At 63.8% G+C, this 17,327-nt stretch carries 19 protein-coding genes, 2 pseudogenes and 1 riboswitch; of the genes and pseudogenes, 8 read left to right on the forward strand and 13 right to left on the reverse strand.

The features are described from left to right. Nucleotides 1-17: 17 nt before the first annotated feature. The 4 genes and pseudogenes from WG924_RS02595 to WG924_RS02610 all read right to left on the reverse strand — a co-directional run bounded on the left by WG924_RS02595 (nt 18) and on the right by WG924_RS02610 (nt 2,172). A protein-coding gene (locus WG924_RS02595) for an IS5 family transposase (protein ID WP_345931438.1) occupies nt 18-828 on the reverse strand; the annotation gives its coding sequence in 2 pieces (ribosomal slippage) (nt 18-374 and nt 376-828; 810 coding nt in all). A 189-nt stretch (nt 829-1,017) separates the two neighbouring features. Further along, nucleotides 1,018-1,137: pseudogene (locus tag WG924_RS28205) on the reverse strand (oxidoreductase); the annotation flags it as partial. Nucleotides 1,138-1,148: 11 nt separating this feature from the next. Next, the gene (locus WG924_RS02605) at nt 1,149-1,889 is read right to left on the reverse strand and encodes an SDR family oxidoreductase (RefSeq protein ID WP_345931442.1); all 741 of its coding nucleotides are present in this window, start codon (nt 1,887-1,889) and stop codon (nt 1,149-1,151) included. Between the two features lie 70 nt (nt 1,890-1,959). After that, the gene (locus WG924_RS02610; protein ID WP_345931444.1) at nt 1,960-2,172 is read right to left on the reverse strand and encodes a tautomerase family protein; all 213 of its coding nucleotides are present in this window, start codon (nt 2,170-2,172) and stop codon (nt 1,960-1,962) included. A gap of 220 nt (nt 2,173-2,392) precedes the next feature. On the opposite strand from WG924_RS02610, the gene WG924_RS02615 reads away from it, so the two are divergent. After that, nucleotides 2,393-3,286 carry a LysR family transcriptional regulator gene (locus WG924_RS02615; RefSeq protein ID WP_345931446.1) on the forward strand — a complete coding sequence of 298 codons (894 nt, stop codon included), beginning with the start codon at nt 2,393-2,395 and terminating at the stop codon, nt 3,284-3,286. A 45-nt stretch (nt 3,287-3,331) separates the two neighbouring features. Here WG924_RS02615 and WG924_RS02620 read toward each other — a convergent pair whose 3' ends face one another. The 4 genes from WG924_RS02620 to WG924_RS02635 all read right to left on the reverse strand — a co-directional run bounded on the left by WG924_RS02620 (nt 3,332) and on the right by WG924_RS02635 (nt 7,594). Then, complete coding sequence (locus WG924_RS02620) at nt 3,332-3,733, reverse strand: ester cyclase (RefSeq protein ID WP_345931448.1); 402 nt, start codon at nt 3,731-3,733, stop codon at nt 3,332-3,334. Nucleotides 3,734-3,801: 68 nt separating this feature from the next. Beyond that, nucleotides 3,802-6,111, reverse strand: a complete 2,310-nt coding sequence (locus tag WG924_RS02625; protein WP_345936697.1) for a xanthine dehydrogenase family protein molybdopterin-binding subunit — start codon at nt 6,109-6,111, stop codon at nt 3,802-3,804. Beyond that, complete coding sequence (locus WG924_RS02630; RefSeq protein ID WP_345931452.1) at nt 6,108-7,091, reverse strand: FAD binding domain-containing protein; 984 nt, start codon at nt 7,089-7,091, stop codon at nt 6,108-6,110. The genes WG924_RS02625 and WG924_RS02630 overlap by 4 nt, the downstream gene beginning before the upstream one ends. Beyond that, on the reverse strand, nt 7,088-7,594 hold the full coding sequence (locus tag WG924_RS02635) for a (2Fe-2S)-binding protein (RefSeq protein WP_345931454.1): 507 nt from the start codon (nt 7,592-7,594) through the stop codon (nt 7,088-7,090). The genes WG924_RS02630 and WG924_RS02635 overlap by 4 nt, the downstream gene beginning before the upstream one ends. 165 nt (nt 7,595-7,759) lie before the next feature. Between WG924_RS02635 and WG924_RS02640 the strand changes: the two genes are divergently transcribed. Beyond that, complete coding sequence (locus WG924_RS02640; protein WP_345931456.1) at nt 7,760-8,344, forward strand: TetR/AcrR family transcriptional regulator; 585 nt, start codon at nt 7,760-7,762, stop codon at nt 8,342-8,344. A gap of 81 nt (nt 8,345-8,425) precedes the next feature. Here the strand turns inward: WG924_RS02640 and WG924_RS02645 are convergent, their stop codons facing one another. Next, nucleotides 8,426-9,319, reverse strand: a complete 894-nt coding sequence (locus WG924_RS02645) for a LysR family transcriptional regulator (protein WP_345931458.1) — start codon at nt 9,317-9,319, stop codon at nt 8,426-8,428. Nucleotides 9,320-9,786: 467 nt separating this feature from the next. Here WG924_RS02645 and WG924_RS02650 point away from each other — a divergent pair. Continuing rightward, a pseudogene (locus WG924_RS02650) lies at nt 9,787-9,894 on the forward strand (DUF1857 domain-containing protein); the annotation flags it as partial. A 91-nt stretch (nt 9,895-9,985) separates the two neighbouring features. Beyond that, on the forward strand, nt 9,986-10,741 hold the full coding sequence (locus WG924_RS02655) for an SDR family oxidoreductase (RefSeq protein WP_345931460.1): 756 nt from the start codon (nt 9,986-9,988) through the stop codon (nt 10,739-10,741). Between the two features lie 47 nt (nt 10,742-10,788). On the opposite strand, the gene WG924_RS02660 is transcribed toward WG924_RS02655, so the two are convergent. Then, entirely contained in the window at nt 10,789-11,733 is a 945-nt protein-coding gene (locus tag WG924_RS02660; protein ID WP_345931463.1) for an AraC family transcriptional regulator, read from the reverse strand. Nucleotides 11,734-11,766: 33 nt separating this feature from the next. On the opposite strand from WG924_RS02660, the gene WG924_RS02665 reads away from it, so the two are divergent. After that, a complete protein-coding gene (locus WG924_RS02665) occupies nt 11,767-12,156 on the forward strand; it encodes an EthD domain-containing protein (RefSeq protein ID WP_345931465.1) in 390 nt (129 codons plus the stop codon). A 148-nt stretch (nt 12,157-12,304) separates the two neighbouring features. On the opposite strand, the gene WG924_RS02670 is transcribed toward WG924_RS02665, so the two are convergent. Continuing rightward, nucleotides 12,305-13,489, reverse strand: coding sequence for a thiolase family protein (locus WG924_RS02670; RefSeq protein WP_345931466.1), 1,185 nt, complete (start codon nt 13,487-13,489; stop codon nt 12,305-12,307). 523 nt (nt 13,490-14,012) lie between these two features. Beyond that, the gene (locus WG924_RS02675; protein WP_345931468.1) at nt 14,013-14,561 is read right to left on the reverse strand and encodes a hypothetical protein; all 549 of its coding nucleotides are present in this window, start codon (nt 14,559-14,561) and stop codon (nt 14,013-14,015) included. A gap of 149 nt (nt 14,562-14,710) precedes the next feature. Further along, a riboswitch (SAM-I-IV-variant riboswitch) is annotated at nt 14,711-14,826 on the forward strand. A gap of 43 nt (nt 14,827-14,869) precedes the next feature. On the opposite strand from WG924_RS02675, the gene metA reads away from it, so the two are divergent. Beyond that, on the forward strand, nt 14,870-15,790 hold the full coding sequence (gene metA / locus WG924_RS02680; RefSeq protein ID WP_345931470.1) for a homoserine O-acetyltransferase MetA: 921 nt from the start codon (nt 14,870-14,872) through the stop codon (nt 15,788-15,790). Between the two features lie 8 nt (nt 15,791-15,798). On the opposite strand, the gene WG924_RS02685 is transcribed toward metA, so the two are convergent. Beyond that, nucleotides 15,799-16,743 (reverse strand): LysR family transcriptional regulator, encoded by a 945-nt coding sequence (locus tag WG924_RS02685; protein WP_345931472.1) that lies wholly within the window; start codon nt 16,741-16,743, stop codon nt 15,799-15,801. 202 nt (nt 16,744-16,945) lie between these two features. On the opposite strand from WG924_RS02685, the gene WG924_RS02690 reads away from it, so the two are divergent. Then, entirely contained in the window at nt 16,946-17,101 is a 156-nt protein-coding gene (locus WG924_RS02690; protein WP_345931756.1) for a hypothetical protein, read from the forward strand. Then, on the forward strand, nt 17,098-17,322 hold the full coding sequence (locus WG924_RS02695) for a hypothetical protein (protein ID WP_345931475.1): 225 nt from the start codon (nt 17,098-17,100) through the stop codon (nt 17,320-17,322). The genes WG924_RS02690 and WG924_RS02695 overlap by 4 nt, the downstream gene beginning before the upstream one ends. The last annotated feature ends 5 nt before the right edge of the window (nt 17,323-17,327 follow it).

The following is a 17,327-nucleotide window of genomic DNA, read 5'->3' on the forward strand; positions in this document are numbered from 1 at the left end:
AGAGTCCGACTCGAAACTCATGATGAACGTGCGAGGCGTCTGGTCAGGAGGATGACGGAGGCAGCGTATAGGAAGGTGGTTGCGGAGGCGACGGACGCCTCGAAGTCCTTGGCGAGGCGTCGGTTACGATTGATCCATGCGAAGAAGCGCTCGACGACCCAGCGGCGCGGAAGAACCTGGAAGCCGACCTGACCGGCGATCTTCTTGACCACCTCAATGGCGATGCAGGTCGCGTCCTCGATCCGTCGGGCGTTGTAGGCGCTGTCGACGAAGGCCAACTCGATGAAGGGAAACGAGCGCTGCGAGGCCTGCAGCAGCGGGACAGCGCCATCACGATCCTGGATATCGGCCGGATGGGCGTGGAGAACCAGCCCCCCGACCGTTGGTGTCGACCATGGCGTGGCGCTTGCGGCCCTTGATCTTCTTGCCCGCGTCATAGCTGGGATCGACGGCCTCGATCGTTTTGACGCCCTGGCTGTTGATTACGGCTGCTGGTGGGTTGGCCTCGCGCCTGACCCGCTCGCGGTCGAGTATGACCAGATGGTGGTTGAGGGCCTCGAACAGGTGCTCGCGGCGAAAGCGCAGGAACCAGCCGTAGACCGTGCTCCCTGGCGGGACGTCCTTCGGCAGCCGACGCCATGCGCAGCCGGCCCGAAGCACGTAGAGGATCGCGTTTATGATCTCGCGCATCGGCCATGCGCGCGGCCGCCCCGTTCTCGCCGGCTGCGGCAGGAACGGCGCGATGATCTCCCATTCACCATCTGTCAGATCGCTTGGGTAAGACAGGTGACCGCGGCTATGCTGCCGCCGGGTGGTCGGCGTCCACATGAGGCTCTCCAGACTGGCTTCGACAACCGTTTGGAATCACATCTGAACCCGGCCATCCACCTCCATCATGCGTTTCGAGACAGCCTCTTATAGGCCTAGACCTCCATCTGCGCCAATCACTTGGCCAGTTACCCATGAACTTTCAGGCTCAGCGAGTTTCACAATCCATCGAATTAGGGAAACAGGCAGGACATCGAGCTCGACCGTCCGCAGATCGACCGTGTGCGGTTCGGCATAGGCTGCAACCGCGCCGATCTGAGCGGCGTTCTTGCCGCTCGATGCGCCGGTGATGAGAATGACTTGTTTCATGGGATCACTGGTCAAATCACGCCGCCGTTTGCCCGCACGACCTGACCATTGATCCATGCGCCGTCGGGCCCGAGGAGGAGGGACACGACGCGCGCGATGTCGTCGACCTCGCCCAGACGGCCGAGCGGGTTCATCTGCTTGATGCGGTCGATCGTCGCCTGGTCCTTGCCGTCGAGGAAAAGCGCGGTGGCGACCGGTCCGGGTGCCACCGCGTTGACGGTGATCCCGCGCGGCCCCAGCTCCTTGGCAAGGATATGCGTCAGGGCTTCAACCGCGGCCTTGGTGGCGGCATAGGCGCCGTAGGCCGGCTGATAGAGCCCGACGACGCTTGATGAAAAGCTCACGATCCTGCCGCCGTCGCGTAGCCGGTTCGCGGCTTCGCGCAGACCGTTGAACGTGCCTTTAAGATTGATCGCGATCATCTGGTCGAACATCGCGTCGTCGGTCGTGGCGACCGGGGCCAGCTTCATGATGCCGGCATTGTTCACCAGCGCGTCGGCCCCGCCATAGGCGGCTTCGGCGGCATCGAACATCCGCCGCACCGCTTGCGGGTCACTGACATCGGCCTGGCAGGCGATGGCCTGGCCGCCCTCGCTCTCGATCTCGTCGACCAGCATCGCTGCCGCGTCGGCACTGCCTGAATAGTTCACGATGACCTTTCGTCCATCGCGCGCCAGCCGCCGGGCGATCGCGGCGCCGATGCCGCGAGACGCTCCGGTGACGATCGCAACCTTGCTCGTCGCTCTTGTCATTGTCTGTGCTCCCAGGTGATGGTGGCGCAGCGCGGGCAGCGGCGTGAAGGTTGGCCGCCCGCCGCTGACATCAGTCTTTGGCCCGGTATTCCGCAGGGATCGCGTAGACCTCGTCGGCGCGTGCATAGCCCCCGTCCTTGATCTCTTCGATCAGAACCATGGTGTGCGGACGGCTGGCCTCGGAGAAGTACTCGACCAGCATCGCGGTCGTCCGATGGACGATCTCTTCCTTCTGTGCGCGACTCAGCGCGGCCTCGGGCACTTTGAAATTGGCGAACGGCATGATCTTCATCCCTTTTGGCTGGTTGATCTGGTGATGTGAGGCGCTTCGGCGTCTTCGACCGGCCATTCCGGCCGTCGTCGATCGCCAGCCTCTGGAATGAAGGTAATGGTTATGAAAATCCGGGGTAGAAAGCCGATATCAACATCACTATTTCAAAAGCGATAACAATCGGGGCACGGGCATAACAATCGCGCCGGGCACAACAATCGGGCAAGGGATCATGGATCGCATCGACGTCATGCGGCTGTTCGTCAGGATTGTCGAGCGTGGGAGCTTCGCTCAGGCCGCGCGAGACCTGCAGATCCCGCGCCCCACCGCCACCCATGCCATCCAGCGTCTGGAGGCGGATCTGGGCGTCCGTCTGCTCGAACGGACCACGCGAACCGTCAGGCCGACGCTCGACGGCGCGCTTTATCACGAGCGCTGCGTCAGGTTGCTCGCGGATCTCGACGAGGTGGAGAGCGTTTTCCGAAATGCCGAACCGAAGGGGCCGCTTCGGGTGGACATGCAGGGAACTATCGCCCGATTCTTCGTGCTGCCCGCGCTGCCCGGCTTTATCGCGCGCTATCCCGACATTTCGCTGAGTCTCAGCGAGGGCGACCGGATGGTCGACCTCATCACCGAGGGTGTCGATTGTGTCGTGCGCGCCGGAGACCTTTCCGATTCATCGCTGATCGGCCGCCGCATCACCATGTTCGAGCAACTGACCCTGGCAAGCCCCGATTATGTGAAGCGCCATGGCATGCCGTCGACGCCCGCCGATCTCGATGGCCATCGTATGGTCGCCTACAGCGCCTCAACGACGGGGCAGCCCTATCCGATGGAATTCGAAAAGAACGGCCGGATATGGGAAATCCCGTTGCCCTACGACGTGGTCGTCCGCGGCGCCGAACTCTACACCGCCTCGGGCGTTGCCGGATTGGGATTGATTCAGGTCCCGCACTATCGCGTTGCGCATCAAATTGCCGCCGGACAGCTTGTTCGGATCCTGGACGCCTTTCCGCCCCCACCGATACCGGTGTCGGTGCTCTATCCGCAGAGCCGCCATCTCTCGTCGCGGCTCAGGGTCTTCATCGACTGGCTGGCCGGCATTTTTCCCAACCGCATCCCATAGCATGGCCAATGCCAGCGGTACGGCGGGGATCGTCGGAACAGTGGGTCAGCCCGCGCTCCGCCCTGGAAGCTGCATTTCGATCGCGTGCCTGTCGACGACCGACCAGACCTCTCGAATCCTGCCGTCCTCAAAGGCGTAGATGACGTTTTCCGAGAAGGAAACCCGTCTCCCGTTGATTGGAAGGCCCAGGAAGTCGCCGATGGGCGTGCAGTCGAACGTCAGGCGGCTCGCCACCTTCGGCGGGTCGATCACCAGAATGTCGATCCGGAACTGCAGGTCCGGTATGTCGCGATAGTTCGCCTCCAGCATGCCGCGATAGCCGCTCAGCCCCAAAGACCGTCCGTTGTGGACGACCTCGGGATGGACGAACCGGTCGAGGCGGCTCCAGTCCCGCGCGTTCAGGCAGGCGATGTAATCGGCATAGAGGGCCGAGAGGGATGGGATCATAGCGGGATCCTCAATCATGGGGCCGGGCGTCGTGCCCCTGGTTCCGTCAGAGCGCCAGCGTCAGAGCGTCAGAGCAGTTTATCCAAAGTGATGGGCAGGTCGCGCACCCGCTTTCCCGTGGCGTTGAACACGGCGTTGGCGATCGCCGCGGCAACGCCCGTCACCCCGATCTCACCGATCCCGCGCACGCCGAGCGGCGATCGCGGGTCCGGGATTCCGGTCCACATCACCTCGATGTCGGGCACGTCCAGATGGGTCGGGATATGATAATCGGCCAGGGTCGCATTCATGATCCGCCCTGTGCGCGCGTCGACCAGCGTCTCTTCGGTCAGGGCAAGACCCAGGCCCATGATCATCCCGCCCTTGAACTGGCTTGCCGCGGTCTTGGGGTTGAGGATCGTTCCGCAGTCGAACGATCCAAGCATTCTGTCGACACGGATTTCTCCCGTCACCTCGCTGACGCGTACCGCACAGAACACGGCGGACGTGCTGTGCATGGCGTATTTCAGCATCTCGATCGGGAGATTGCCCGAGGCAGTGACCGTGATCGCATCTCGTCCCGCACGCGCGAGAATGGACCGATAGCTTTCATGGCGGGAGAGGTCGGCATTGCAGGCGATGCCTCTGTCGACCAGCCTGATCTCGCCTGTGCGCAGGCCGGCGACAGGGCTGTCGTTGCCGGCCAGCCGCAGCAGCGTGCCGGCCAGCTTCTCGGCCGCCGCGATGACGGCGCTGAGGATCGACGCCGTCTGCCCTGAGCCGCCGGCGAACGGCGCGGGCGGCATCGCGGAATCGCCCAGTTCGAAGCTGACCGCCTCGGTCGGGACACCCAGACGATCGGCGGCGTGCTGGATCTGAGCCGTCGCGGTTCCCATGCCCATATCCTGAGCGGAACAGGAGATGGTCACCGACCCATCGCGACGAAGCGTGAGCCCGACCGTGGCACCGGGCATTCTCGTATAGGGATAGGTGCCGGTCGCGCAGCCCATGCCGAGACGCCATTCGCCGTCACGCCGCGCACCCGGCGTGGCCAGGCGCTTCTCCCAGCCGAACCTTGCGGCACCATCGCAATAGGCTTTTACCAGCGCGCGCTGCGAGAATGCGCTGCCATTGACAGGATGACGGTCGGGTTCGTTGCGGCGGCGCAGGTCGATCGGGTCGATGCCCATGTCATGAGCCAGCTCATCGATCGCGCTTTCGAGTGCGAAGGTGCCGATCGCCTCGCCGGGTGCGCGCATGAACGTATTGGGCACCACGTCGAGATCGAGATGGCGTTGGAGAAATTCCCAGCTCCTGGCCCCATAGAGGACGCGGCCGGCGAAAGAGAATTGTTCCGGACAGGCGGCGTATGGCGGCATCACGGTGTAGCCGGTATGGATCAGGGCGGTGAACCGGCCATCCGCATCCGCACCGATCGCAACCCGCTGTTCCGAGGGGCTGCGGCCGCCGACGCTGCGATAGACGCCTTCACGGCTCAGGACCAGGCGGACAGGACGGCCCGCCAGCCTGGAGGCGGCGATGGCCACGATCTGATGATCCCACAGGCCTTTGCCGCCGAATCCGCCGCCCACGAATGGCGAGAGAACCCGGACCTGCTCCTTCTTCAGGCCGAACAGCCTGGCCAGAGCCTGGGCACTCGCCGCGATCATCTGCGTGGAGTCGTGGACCAGCAGCGCATCGTCTTGCCAGGCGACGGTGACGGCATGCAGCTCAAGGGCGTTGTGATTGAGCGTCGGCGTCGTGTATCTGGCATCCACCCGATGGGTGGAGCGCTTCAGCACATCTTCGGCATTGCCCTTTTTCTCGTGGTTCTTCTCGATCAGGATCGATGCGGGTGTCCGCGCGTCTGTCTTCGCGGCTTCGAAGCTTGTTCTCGCGGCACCTCGGGTATAGTCGATCTCGATCAGCGAGGCGGCGTGATCGGCCTGCTGTTGCGACTCGGCGATCACGACGGCGACGATCTGGCCATCATACCGCACATCTGCGTCCTGCATGATCGGCAAGCTGCTGTTGCCGATGGCGGACAGGTTCGTGACGCCGATCAGGTCGAGCGTGCCGATCCGGGGCATGTTGCGATAGGTCATGACCAGCCCAACGCCCGGTGCCGCCTCCGCCGCGACGGTGTCGAGGCGGGTGATCCGTCCCCGTGCAACCGTGCTGTGCACGACCGACGCATAGGAGAGACGGTCCATCGCGATCTCGGCCGCGAACCGCGCCTCGCCGCTCACCTTGGCCGGGCCGTCCACCCGCACGTCCTGTCGCCCGATCGCAGCCGTGCGCCCGATCAACGGGTCGGGCCCGCTGCTCAGCCATCTGTCTGGAACCCAGCCCAGGGTGGTCTTCACCGAAGAGATGATCGCGTTCTGAATCCCGCTCATCTGGCGCTCCCGCTCAATTCGGTCAGGACGGCGACCGATGTGCGGATCGCCAGATCGACCTTGAAGGCATTTCCCGCTTGCGGGGCGGCGTCGGCCAGGGCGCTTGCGATGGCATCTGCAAACGCCGCGCGGCCCGCTTGCGCACCCGACAGGATCGCTTCCGCCCGCAATGCCCGCCACGGCTTTGGCGCGATACCACCAAAGGCGATGCGGACGTGCCCGATGCGATCGCCGTGCATGCCGAGCGAGCCGGCTATCGAGACGAGCCCGAAGGCATAGCTCGCCCGATCGCGCACCTTGCGATAGGCCGACCGCGTGCCTGGCGGAAGGGCCGGAATCTCCACGGCCGTAATCAGGTCGTGGCTGTCCAGCACGGTGTCGAGATCGGGTCGATCCCCGGGCAGACGATGGACATCGACCAGCGGGACAATGCGCGGGCCGTTGGGGCCGGTCACGTGAACCGACGCGTCAAGCGCCGCCAAGGCCACGCACATATCCGACGGATGGACCGCGATGCACGAGGGCGACGTGCCGATGATCGCATGATGTCGGTTCAACCCGCCGATCGCGTCGCAGCCGCTGCCGGGCACGCGCTTGTTGCAGCCTGTGGCGGGATCCTGGAAATAGAGGCAGCGCGTGCGCTGCATGATGTTGCCGCCGACCGTCGCCATGTTGCGGATCTGGGCCGAGGCGCCCGCCAGAATTGCGCGCGCCAGCACCGGATATTTCGCACGCACCAGCGGATGGGCCGCGACGGCGCTGTTGCGCGTCGCGGCGCCGATGAACAGGCTGCCATCGGCTCTGGTTTCGATCAGGTCCGACAAGGCCGCGACATCGACTAGCCCCGATGGATGCTCGATGCCTTTGCGCATCAGGTCGACGAGATTGGTTCCGCCGCCCAGAAGCCGGTGGCCGGGATGTCGCATCAGCGTCGACGTCTCGTCGACCGATGGCGGCTTGATATAGCTGAGCGGGTTCATGATCCGGTCTGCTCCGTCGCCACGTGCAGGATGGCATCGACGATGCCGTTATGCGCACCGCATCGGCACAGATTGCCGCTCATCCGTTCGCGTATTTCTTCCCGAGACAGCGGTGCTGGTGCGTTCAGCTCTTCGGTGACATAGCTGGGCAGGCCCGCCCGCATCTCGTCGAGCATCGCTATGGCGGCGCATATCTGCCCCGGTGTGCAATAGCCGCACTGAAGGCCGTCGCATTCAATGAAGGCGCGTTGCAGGGGATGCGGTTCGTTCCGGGTTCCGATGCCTTCGATCGTGACGACGGACCGGCCGTCCATCTGCGCCGCCAAGGTCAGGCATGACAGGACGCGCCTGCCGTCGACCAGAACCGTGCACGCTCCACAGGCGCCCTGGTCGCAACCGGGTTTTGTGCCCGTCAGGCCGGTTTGCATGCGCAGCAGATCCAGCAGGGAAACACGAACGTCCTCTGGTACGGCAATCTCGCTGCCGTTAATAATGATCGCCATGCAGGTGCTCCTCTCTGGAGACGCAGATGGAAATGTCATGTCGCAAGGGCACATATACGGACACGGGCACATATTTATAACTGCCTAGGCACTCATTATATGTGCCGTCATTCGCGGAATTGCAAGTGCGAGGCTCTGCCTGCGCAGAACTATGGAGGACTATGGATGGCTCGCCAGAGAGATGAGGAAAAGCGTCTCGCCATCTTGTCAGCGGCCGCCCGTGTCATAGCCGATGAGGGTTTGAGCGCGCCGACCGCGAAGATCGCCAGAGCGGCGGGTGTCGCGGATGGAACGCTCTTCGTCTACTTTTCCAACAAAGACGTCTTACTCAATGATCTGTATCTGCATTTGAAGGAAGAACTGAAGGCGAGGGTTGCCGCTTCGGTGTCGCACGAAGCGGATCTGCGGACGCAGCTCAACGGGATCTGGAAGACCTGGACCGACTGGGGCGTTCACGAGCCGGCGAAGCGCAGGGCGCTCGCTCAACTTCAGGTATCGGACAAGATCACGGCCGACAGCCGGGCGAAGGGGCTCGATGGCGTCGCCGATATGCTTGCGCTGGTCAGACGGGTCAGCGGGCAAGGACCGATGCGCGACGCGCCGGTCATGTTCATTGGCGCCGTCATGGAAGCCATGGCGACCACCACGATCGATTTCATGTCCGGTGAACCCGAGCGGGCCGCGGCGTTCTGTGACTGGGGCTTCGAAGCGATGTGGGGAGCGCTGGCGGCAAAGACGCCCGTGACTTGAGGGCCGTGACTTGAGGGCCTTGTGCCGCCAGCGCCTTGCGTCGTCAGGGCCTGGCGCCGTCGCCGAAACGCGGCGGGCCTGTTACGCCTCGATATAGGCTGCCAGTTCATCTGGCGTGCCCTTCGGAAAGGCCTCTTTCAAATGATCGAGGAAAGCCGATACGCGCGCGCTTAGAAGCCGCCGTGACGGATAGAGTGTCCACAGGGCTATGTCCGGTCCATCCACATCACCCCAATGAACCAGCCTGCCGGCAGCCAGATCGTGACCAACGAGCGATATCGGAAGACGGGCGGCGCCGGCACCAATGCGCACCGCATCGCGCACCATGATCATTGACGACAGTTGCAGGACCGGCTCCACGGTGATGCGCGATCTTCCCGTTGATGTCGCCACATCCCAGACAGCGCTCTGATCGCCGGGTCCGCGGACCACGGCCGGGACAGCGACATTATCCGTGGGCCGCGCGACAGCCGGACTTGCCACAACGACCAGCCGGTCGCGTAGAAAGACCCGTCCGACGAGGCTTTCATCTCGCTCCGGATTGACCCGGATCACCAGGTCATACGCTTCCTCGACCATGTCGACGGCTCGATCTTCGGTCGTGATTTCCAGCCGTACCTCCGGGTATCTGACCGCGAATTCAGCGGCGAGCTTACCCATTGCAACCTGTGAGAAGAGCAGTGGCGCGCTGATGCGCAACCGGCCTCGCGGGCGGTTTCCACCCGAGGCGATCGCCGCTGCGGTTTCATCGATCTCGGTCAGCAACACCGCTGTCCGCTCATAAAGCGCCCGTCCTTCCTCGGTGAGCTTCAGCGCGCGGCTCCCGCGTTCGAACAGGCGCAGACCAAGGCTGGCCTCCAGCTCCGCGACCCGCCGCGACAGGGTCGCTTTCGGGCGCGCGGCGGCGCGCGCGGCCTTTCCGAACCCCCCGTGCCGGGCGACGAGATTAAAATCCGCAAGGGCGAGGAGATCCATAAGCGTTCCATATGTGAGACGAACTATCCCAGTGTACCGGTTATTACGGCTGATGTGGATCACCGATCTGCCGTTGGATGTGGTGCCGGCGGCACCCGGGATGCCGCTCGTGCCTGCGCAGATCGCGATATCGTTCTATCAGTGAGACAGTCTGTCTAAATTTGGCGTCTATCTGCATGAATATGGATCGTTAGAGTCGGAGCAGGCAAACGGCTTAACCGAGGCGTGACGCCATGACCATTCTCGTAACCGGTGCGACCGGCACTGTCGGCCACAACGCCGTCGAGCAACTCGTCAAGCGTGGCGCAACGGCCGGGTCGTCCGCTTCGCGCCTATCGTGATGACGTCGCTCAGATCACGGCTTGATCGCCACGGGCTTCGGCACCCCCCTGTCAAGGAGACGGACCATGATCTATTCGACCGCCACCGTTCCGGTGAACCCTGAAGGCGACATCAGGCTCACCCGTGAGCAGGCCGAGCAGCAGCAGTTCGACAGCGAGGATAAGGGCTACAGATCCGCTCTGCTGTCGACGCTGAGGCGCACCCGCGAGCTGCTTGCCGTGGGTCGGCTCTGATCCTTCCCCCTGATGCCATCGAGGCGCGCGGGCAAACGCTCGCCCCGGTAAAGCGGAGACGCTCAGCCGCCACTCCGACAAGGATCTTCCCATGAAGACGACAGGAAGCACCATCCTCATCACCGGCGGTGGCACAGGGATCGGCGAAGCGCTCGCGCACCGCTTCCACGATCTCGGCAACACCGTGATCATCGCGGGCCGGCGGATGGAAACGCTGGTCCAGGTGATCGGCGACCGGCCGAATATCCACGCTTTGACGCTCGATATGGACGATGCCGCAAGCGTTGCGGCTTTTGCCAAGACGCTCGTTGCCGATTTTCCAGGCGTCAACGTGCTGTTCAACAATGCCGGCATCATGCGCATGGAAGGGCCGCTCGACACATACCGCGATCTGAGCGATGCGGAGGCCTCGGTCACCACCAATCTGCTCGGCCCCATCCGGGTGACCAATGCGCTCGTCGAGCATCTGGGCCGCCAGCCCGATGCGGTCATCGTCAATGTCAGCTCGGGTCTGGCCTTCGTGCCACTGGTGATCGCGCCCACCTATTCGGCGATCAAGGCGGCCATCCACAACTACACGGAATCACTCCGTGCGGTTCTGAAGGGCAGGATCGAGGTCGTCGAACTGGTGCCGCCTGCCGTGCAGACCGATCTGACCCCCGGCCAGAAAACCAATGCGCGCTTCATGCCGCTCAATGCCTTCGCCGATCAGGTCATCGCGCTCTTCCAGAAGACGCCCACGCCGCGCGAGATCCTGGTGGACGGCGTTGATTTCATGCGCAATGCCGAGACAGAGGGACGCTTCGACGACACGCTGGCGGCGATCAACCCGTTCCTCAACAAATAGGGTGCCGCCGGCCCTGATGGCGCAAGACGCCGAGGCCTTGCGCCATGTCAGCCGCGCGTCGCGTATGTGCGGGGCGCGCACCCCATGACACGCTTGAAGGCCGTGCTGAAAGCCGCTTCGGATTCGTAACCCAGCGACAAGGCGATTGCAGAGACGGGCTCGTTCCTCCTGGTCAGGCGTTCGCAGGCGAGAAGCATGCGCCAACGCTTGAGGTAGTCGATCGGGGACGAGCCCGAAACCGCCTTGAACCGCGCGGCAAATTTTGATCGCGACATGCCGGCCTTTTCGGCAAGCGCCGGCAGCGTCCAGCGCGCACCTGGACTTGCATGGATTGCTTCAACGGCTGCTGCAATTTTGGCGTCGCCCAACGCAAACAGCCAGCCTGCGCCCCGTCCGGTTCCGTGGGACAGGTAGAGCCTTAAAGCCTGGACGAGCAGCAGATGAGCAAGGTGCTGAACCACGAGGGCGGTGCCGGGCTGGGCGGCAGACAATTCCTGCCGCATCCGTTCCAGAACCCAGCGTAAGCCCGCCTTGTCATTTTCGTCTCGCAGGCCGACGACCGCCGGCATGGTTCCCAGCAGCATATCGGTATGCGGTCCGGAATAGTCAAAATGACCGCCAAGCATCATCGTGTCGCCACCACCATTCATGGTGATGATTCCGCCATTCCAGCCCGATTCAGGTAAATCTTCAAAGGGTGTAGGATCGAAGGCAAGATTATTGGAGATAACGAACCGCCTGCCATTCGGCAGGAGAACGCAATCACCCGCATCCAGCCTTATCGGATCGCACTCTCCTTCGACTGCCAACCAGGCAGATCCTGATACGAGCGCGTAGTACTTTACGCCGCTGTGCTTCTCGAACTGAACCGACCAGTCACCACCCAGATCGAATCCGCCCACAACATAGGTATGCGGTTTCAGCAATGACAGGACGTCGGACAGAGGGTCGGCGAGCATGGGGACGTTCTCGAAGAAAATATGGATATTCAAGCATAGTTCGTACCGCCTGGAATTGCTATCCCCATGAAATCACGCCCGCCACAGGGGCGCGTTCATGTGAAGGGGGCTTTCATGATAAAGGTCATTCTCGGCTTCAAGCGCCGGCAAGGAATGGGCGTTCAAGACTTCAGGGACTACCGCCGCGACGTGCACGCGCCTCTTCTCTTCGCAATCCCCGAAGCGAAGAACATCCGCCGCTTCGTCGTCTCCTATCCGTTGCTTGCGGCGCATTCTGCAGAGCTGCGATTCGATGCCGTGGTCGAGGCATGGTTCGACAGTTTGGACGATATGGACGCTCTGTTCCTGTCGGAGAACTTCCAGGCAAAGGTCGATCCGGATCACATCAATTTCATCGATCTGTCCTCCGTGGTCAGGCTCGTCACGGAAGAGGTCGTTGTGGTCGAACAGCGATGACGTTGGTGCTGACGCTTGCGGGCGCTGCGGGGCTGAGCACCGGCACGATCACCATCGGCCACATCGGCCGATGGTGATCGGTGGGCCGTGTCGATAGCAGTTCCGCGGATCCTTGAGGATCACATCAACGACGCGGCCACACCGCCGGTCAGAGCGTTTCCAGCGCCAGAGCAATTCCCTGGCCGCCGCCGATGCAGAGGGTGACGATGCCTCGCCGAATGCCGTCGCGCTTCATGGCGTAAAGCAGCCGGGTGGTGAGGATTGCGCCGGTGGCACCGATCGGGTGACCATGCGCGACGGCGCCGCCGTCGACATTGATGATATCCTCGGGCAAGCCAAGCTCGCGGGCGACGGCGATGGGCACGGCCGCGAAGGCTTCATTGATCTCGATGCGCTCGATATCGCCGAGTGTCCAGCCGGCCCGGCTCAACGCCTTGCGCACCGCCGGCACCGGGCCCAGCCCGAACAGGCCGGGTTCGACGGCGGCGACGCCATAGCCGGCAAGGCGGGCCATCGGCTCGATGCCCTTGGCCTCGGCAAAACCGCGCTCGGCGACGATCATCGCCGCGGCGGCGCTGTTCAGCCCGGGCGCGTTGCCGGCGGTGATGGTGCCGTCCGGACGGAAGGCGGGCTTCAGCCGGGCGAGCGTCTCGATGGTGGTGTCCGGGCGGGGGGCTTCATCGACCGCGAATTGCTCCTTGCCCTTGCGGCCCTTGATGTCGACCGCGACGATCTCGTCTGCGAATCGCCCGGCATCGCGTGCGGCGGCGAAGCGTTGCTGAGACCGCGCGGCGAAGGCGTCCTGCGCCTCACGCGTGATCTGGAGCCTGGCCACGAGGTCTTCGGTGTGCCAGCCGGAATGCTGACCGGAGAAGGCGTCGTTGAGCCCGTCGGTCAACATGCTGTCGAAGATCTGGGCCGGCCCCATCCGGTAGCCCCAGCGCCCGCCATCCATCAGATATGGCGCCCGGTCCATGTTCTCCATGCCGCCGGCAATGGCGGCATCACTGTCGCCGGCGGCAATCTCCAGCGCGGCGGACAGGATGGCCTGCGCGCCCGAGCCACAGACGCGGTTGACGGTCAGTGCCGGGACGGAAACCGGCAGCCCGCCGCCGATGGCCGCCTGGCGGGCCGGATTCATCCGATTGCCGGCCTGGATGACATTGCCCATCACCACGGTGCCGATGTCATCGCCTGAAAGCCCGGCGCGTCGAAGGGTTTCCTGCACGACGACGGCGCCGAGGTCGGTTGCCGGCACGCCTTTGAGCGCGCCGTTATAGGCGCTGATCGCCGTGCGGACCGGGTGGCCAAGGATGATGTGACGCGTGCTCATGATGTTCTCCAGACCTCGATGTCGGCGTCGATGGTGCAGCGTTCAGATGATGGAAGGCGATATTGCGGCTGCAATGGTCGGATCGTCCGCGGCGCCCGCACCATAGAGCGCGGCCGGGATGAATGCCGCGAGTGGCCGCCGGCTTGCCCTTTCCCTGATGGCGCCCATATTCATGATGTTTATCATCATAGATCACAAATATGACAACCATCATGTAAATGTCAACGGCACGGACGGAGAATTTCAGCCGGGGACGACCTGATCGGGTAGTCCCTCGTTCCGTCGGTCACGGCGCAGTCGGGATCACCTGAACAGGCCACATCGGGGTCGGCCGGTTCCGCGCGCCCTTCTGCGGGAGAGCGAATGCGATGACCTCGTCGCCATTGCGAGACCTGATGCCACCATGCCCGCCGGCGGCGAACCACATATTGCCGACCGTCCGCGCCTATGTAAGTCAGCGGCTTGGTATTGCCGCCGGCCGGCAGATGGACCTGCGGGCGCAGGGCACACCCAGGACATTCAGCTAGTCGGGCGTCTTGTCATAGACCCAGCCGCTCAACACGATCCTGCCGTTCATCACCAGCGGTGGCGCGGTGATGAAATGGAAGCCGGGCGGCACCGGCCCCATGTTCTGACGCAGATCGACCATGCCGCCGTCACCGGACGTTTCATCGCCCGTGGTCGCGTCGAGCGCGATCACGTCGCGGTGCGGTGTGCACAGATACAGCGAATTGCCGGCCTTGATCGGGGTCGCCTCGAAGCTGAATTCGCGGCCGCGCCTTTTCTCGCCCGGCTTCGGCATGTCGCCGATCGAGAACGACCACGCCTTTTCAAGCCGGGCGACATTGTCGGGGGTGATCTGGTCGAGCGCCGAGAACCGGTCATTCGCATGGGTGCCGCCATAGGATCGCCAGTCCGCTCTGGCAATGAAGCGGTCGGCGGGCGCCTGCGCCCCGGCCGTCCAGCCCGATGTGTCGACGGCGCGGGCATAGCGCATGTCGGTGATCCTGTAACCCGCCGCGAAGACGAGGCCGACCAGAACCATACAGGCCAGCATGCCGCCCCACGACACCGCCCGGCTCTGGCTGTGGCCGGCAACAGGACGTCTGGCGAATTGTTTCCGATCGATGTCTCCGCGCCGTGGCGATCATCCGGGCATGCAGCGCCACGCAGGCGGTCATACTTGCCCCTTGAGACGGCCGGAAATCTCCCCTACAACTGACGCGACATCAAGAGTTGGGGCGCGCCCAACGCCAACCTGCCGACCGGGCAAGGTGGCACTCCCGTCCTGTTTCATGGGGGAGGATGTGGCCGGACCGGCAATCAATCGGATCACGCCACGGCGCCAGCCCCGCACTACGTCGGAGGATGAACGCGTCGATGCCGATCAAGATTCCCGATGACCTGCCGGCCCGGAGCACGCTCGAAGCCGAAGGCGTGATGGTCATGCGTGAGACCGACGCCATACGGCAGGATATCCGGCCGTTACGGGTCGGGCTGCTCAATCTCATGCCCAACAAGATCCGGACGGAAACCCAGATCGCGCGCCTGATCGGCGCGACGCCGCTACAGGTCGAATTGTCGCTGATCCGCATCGGCAGCCACGTCGCGCGCAATACATCTAATGATCATATGAGTTCATTCTATCGAAGCTGGGACGATATCCGGTCGGAGCGCTTCGATGGTTTCATCATCACCGGTGCCCCCATTGAACGGCTGCCCTTTGAAGAAGTCACCTATTGGGGGGAGCTGTGCGACGTTTTCGACTGGACCCAGACGAACGTTCATCGCTGTTTCAATATCTGCTGGGGCGCGCAGGCGGCGGTGCATCATTTCCACGGTGTGCCCAAGCATGACCTGCCGGAAAAGGCCTTTGGCGTGTTCCGGCACCGCAATCTGGCGCCGGCCTCGCCCTATCTGCGCGGCTTTTCCGATGATTTCTCGATTCCCGTATCACGCTGGACCGAGATCCGGCGAGAGGATCTGCCCCGGGATGCCGGCATCACCGTGCTGGCCGAGAGTGACGACGCCGGCTTGTGCCTGCTTGACGATCCACGGCACCGCTCGCTGCACATGTTCAATCATCTTGAATACGACCGGACCTCGCTTGCCGAGGAATACCAGCGCGATGCGGCGACCGGCGATGCGATGCAGGTGCCGAAGAACTACTTTCCGAAGGACGATCCGACCCGGGAGCCGGAAAACCGCTGGCGCAGCCACGCCCATCTGCTGATCGGCAACTGGATCAACGAGATCTACCAGACCACGCCATTCGACATCGAGGCCGTCGGCGCCGATTGACGGCGCGGTCAATCGCCATGGTCGCGGCCGGCATCGCCAAGGGCGGCGATCCGGCCGCGCAGCCAGTGCTGGCCGGGATGGGTGTCGTTGCGACGGTGCCATGACATGACGAACGGTACCGCCGGCAGATCCAGCGGCGGTGGCAGCATCACCATGGCATCGGCATGGCCCGAGGCCATGACCATGCCTTCCATCAGGGTCGCGATCAGGTCCGACCGCGCCACCAGCAGCGGCGCCGCGTACATATGGGGCAGGGTCAGGGCCAGGTGCCGTTTCAGACCCCGTCGCGCCAGAGCCGCGTCCACCTGCCCGAACTGGTCGCCTTCGGGCGAGACCAGCAGATGCGACAGCGTGAGGAAAGCGGTCAGATCCAGCGGTGCCTGCGCGGCCGGGTGATCTTTCCGCAGCACACAGACGAAGCGTTCCCTGAACAGCCGCTGGTGCAGGATCCGACCGCCGCCGGTTGCGGTGGGCGGAACGCCGACGGCGATATCGACCGTGCCGGCATCCAGCATCGCGATTGCATCGTCTCGGGCCGCGATGTCGCGGATATGCAGAGCCATGCCCGGTGCGTCACGCCGCAGCCGGTCCAGCAGTCGTGGCAGCATCAGAAAGCCCGGATGATCCGATATGCCCAGCGAGATCGCGGTTGTCGCGGTCGCGGGATCGAAGACCCGCTCAGTGCCCAGTGCCCGCTCTATCTGGGCCAGCGCCTGAGCCAGCGGTTCGGCCAGATCGATCGCCCGCGGTGTCGGTTGCAGACCGTGCGGCGCCCGGACGAACAGGTCATCCCCGATCAGCGCGCGCAACCGGGCCAGTGCCGCACTCATGGCGGGCTGGCTGCGTCCGATCCGGATACCGGCGCGGGTGACGCTGCGTTCCGTCATCAGCGCGTCAAAGGCGATGAGCAGGTTGAGGTCGATGCGATGAAGATCCACGCGTTGGATGTTCACATATATTCTCTATCGATCTCAATGATGACGCAGCCGGGCCTATTCCTGTGGGGGTGACGCCGACATCAACTCTCATTCGGGACGACCGGACCCATGGCCATGTCGCCACACCATCAGGAACAACCAGGCCCGCAGGGGCTGGGCGCCGACGACCGCCGTGTCGTCGAGCTGCTCTGTCGCGTCTTCAGTGATGGCAATCCGGGTGGCGCCGACCGGGCGATCGTTCCAGATCGCGATCCACGAATTCCGCGCCATGGCCGATGGCCGGCTGACCCATACCTGGCATCTGGAGGACTGGTTCGGCTGGCTGGGGCAGGTGGGTGCCTGGCCGATGGTGTCGCCGGAGGTGGGATCATGAAAGCGGCGCGGCTCCATATCATCGGCGGCGCCATGGCCGGCTCGGCGGCGATACCCGCCGATCATCCGGTGCCCGTGCCGGCAGGGCTGTCGCTGACCGATGCCGCCGGCATTCCCATCGCCGCCGGGACCGCATGGCAGGCCCTGGACGATCTGGCCGGGGCGCTGCGTCATCAGGCGTCGGGCAGGGCGCGGGGCAAGATCATCGTTGCCATGGGTTGACACCG

Source organism: Tistrella arctica (assembly GCF_039630945.1).
Lineage (GTDB): Bacteria > Pseudomonadota > Alphaproteobacteria > Tistrellales > Tistrellaceae > Tistrella > Tistrella bauzanensis.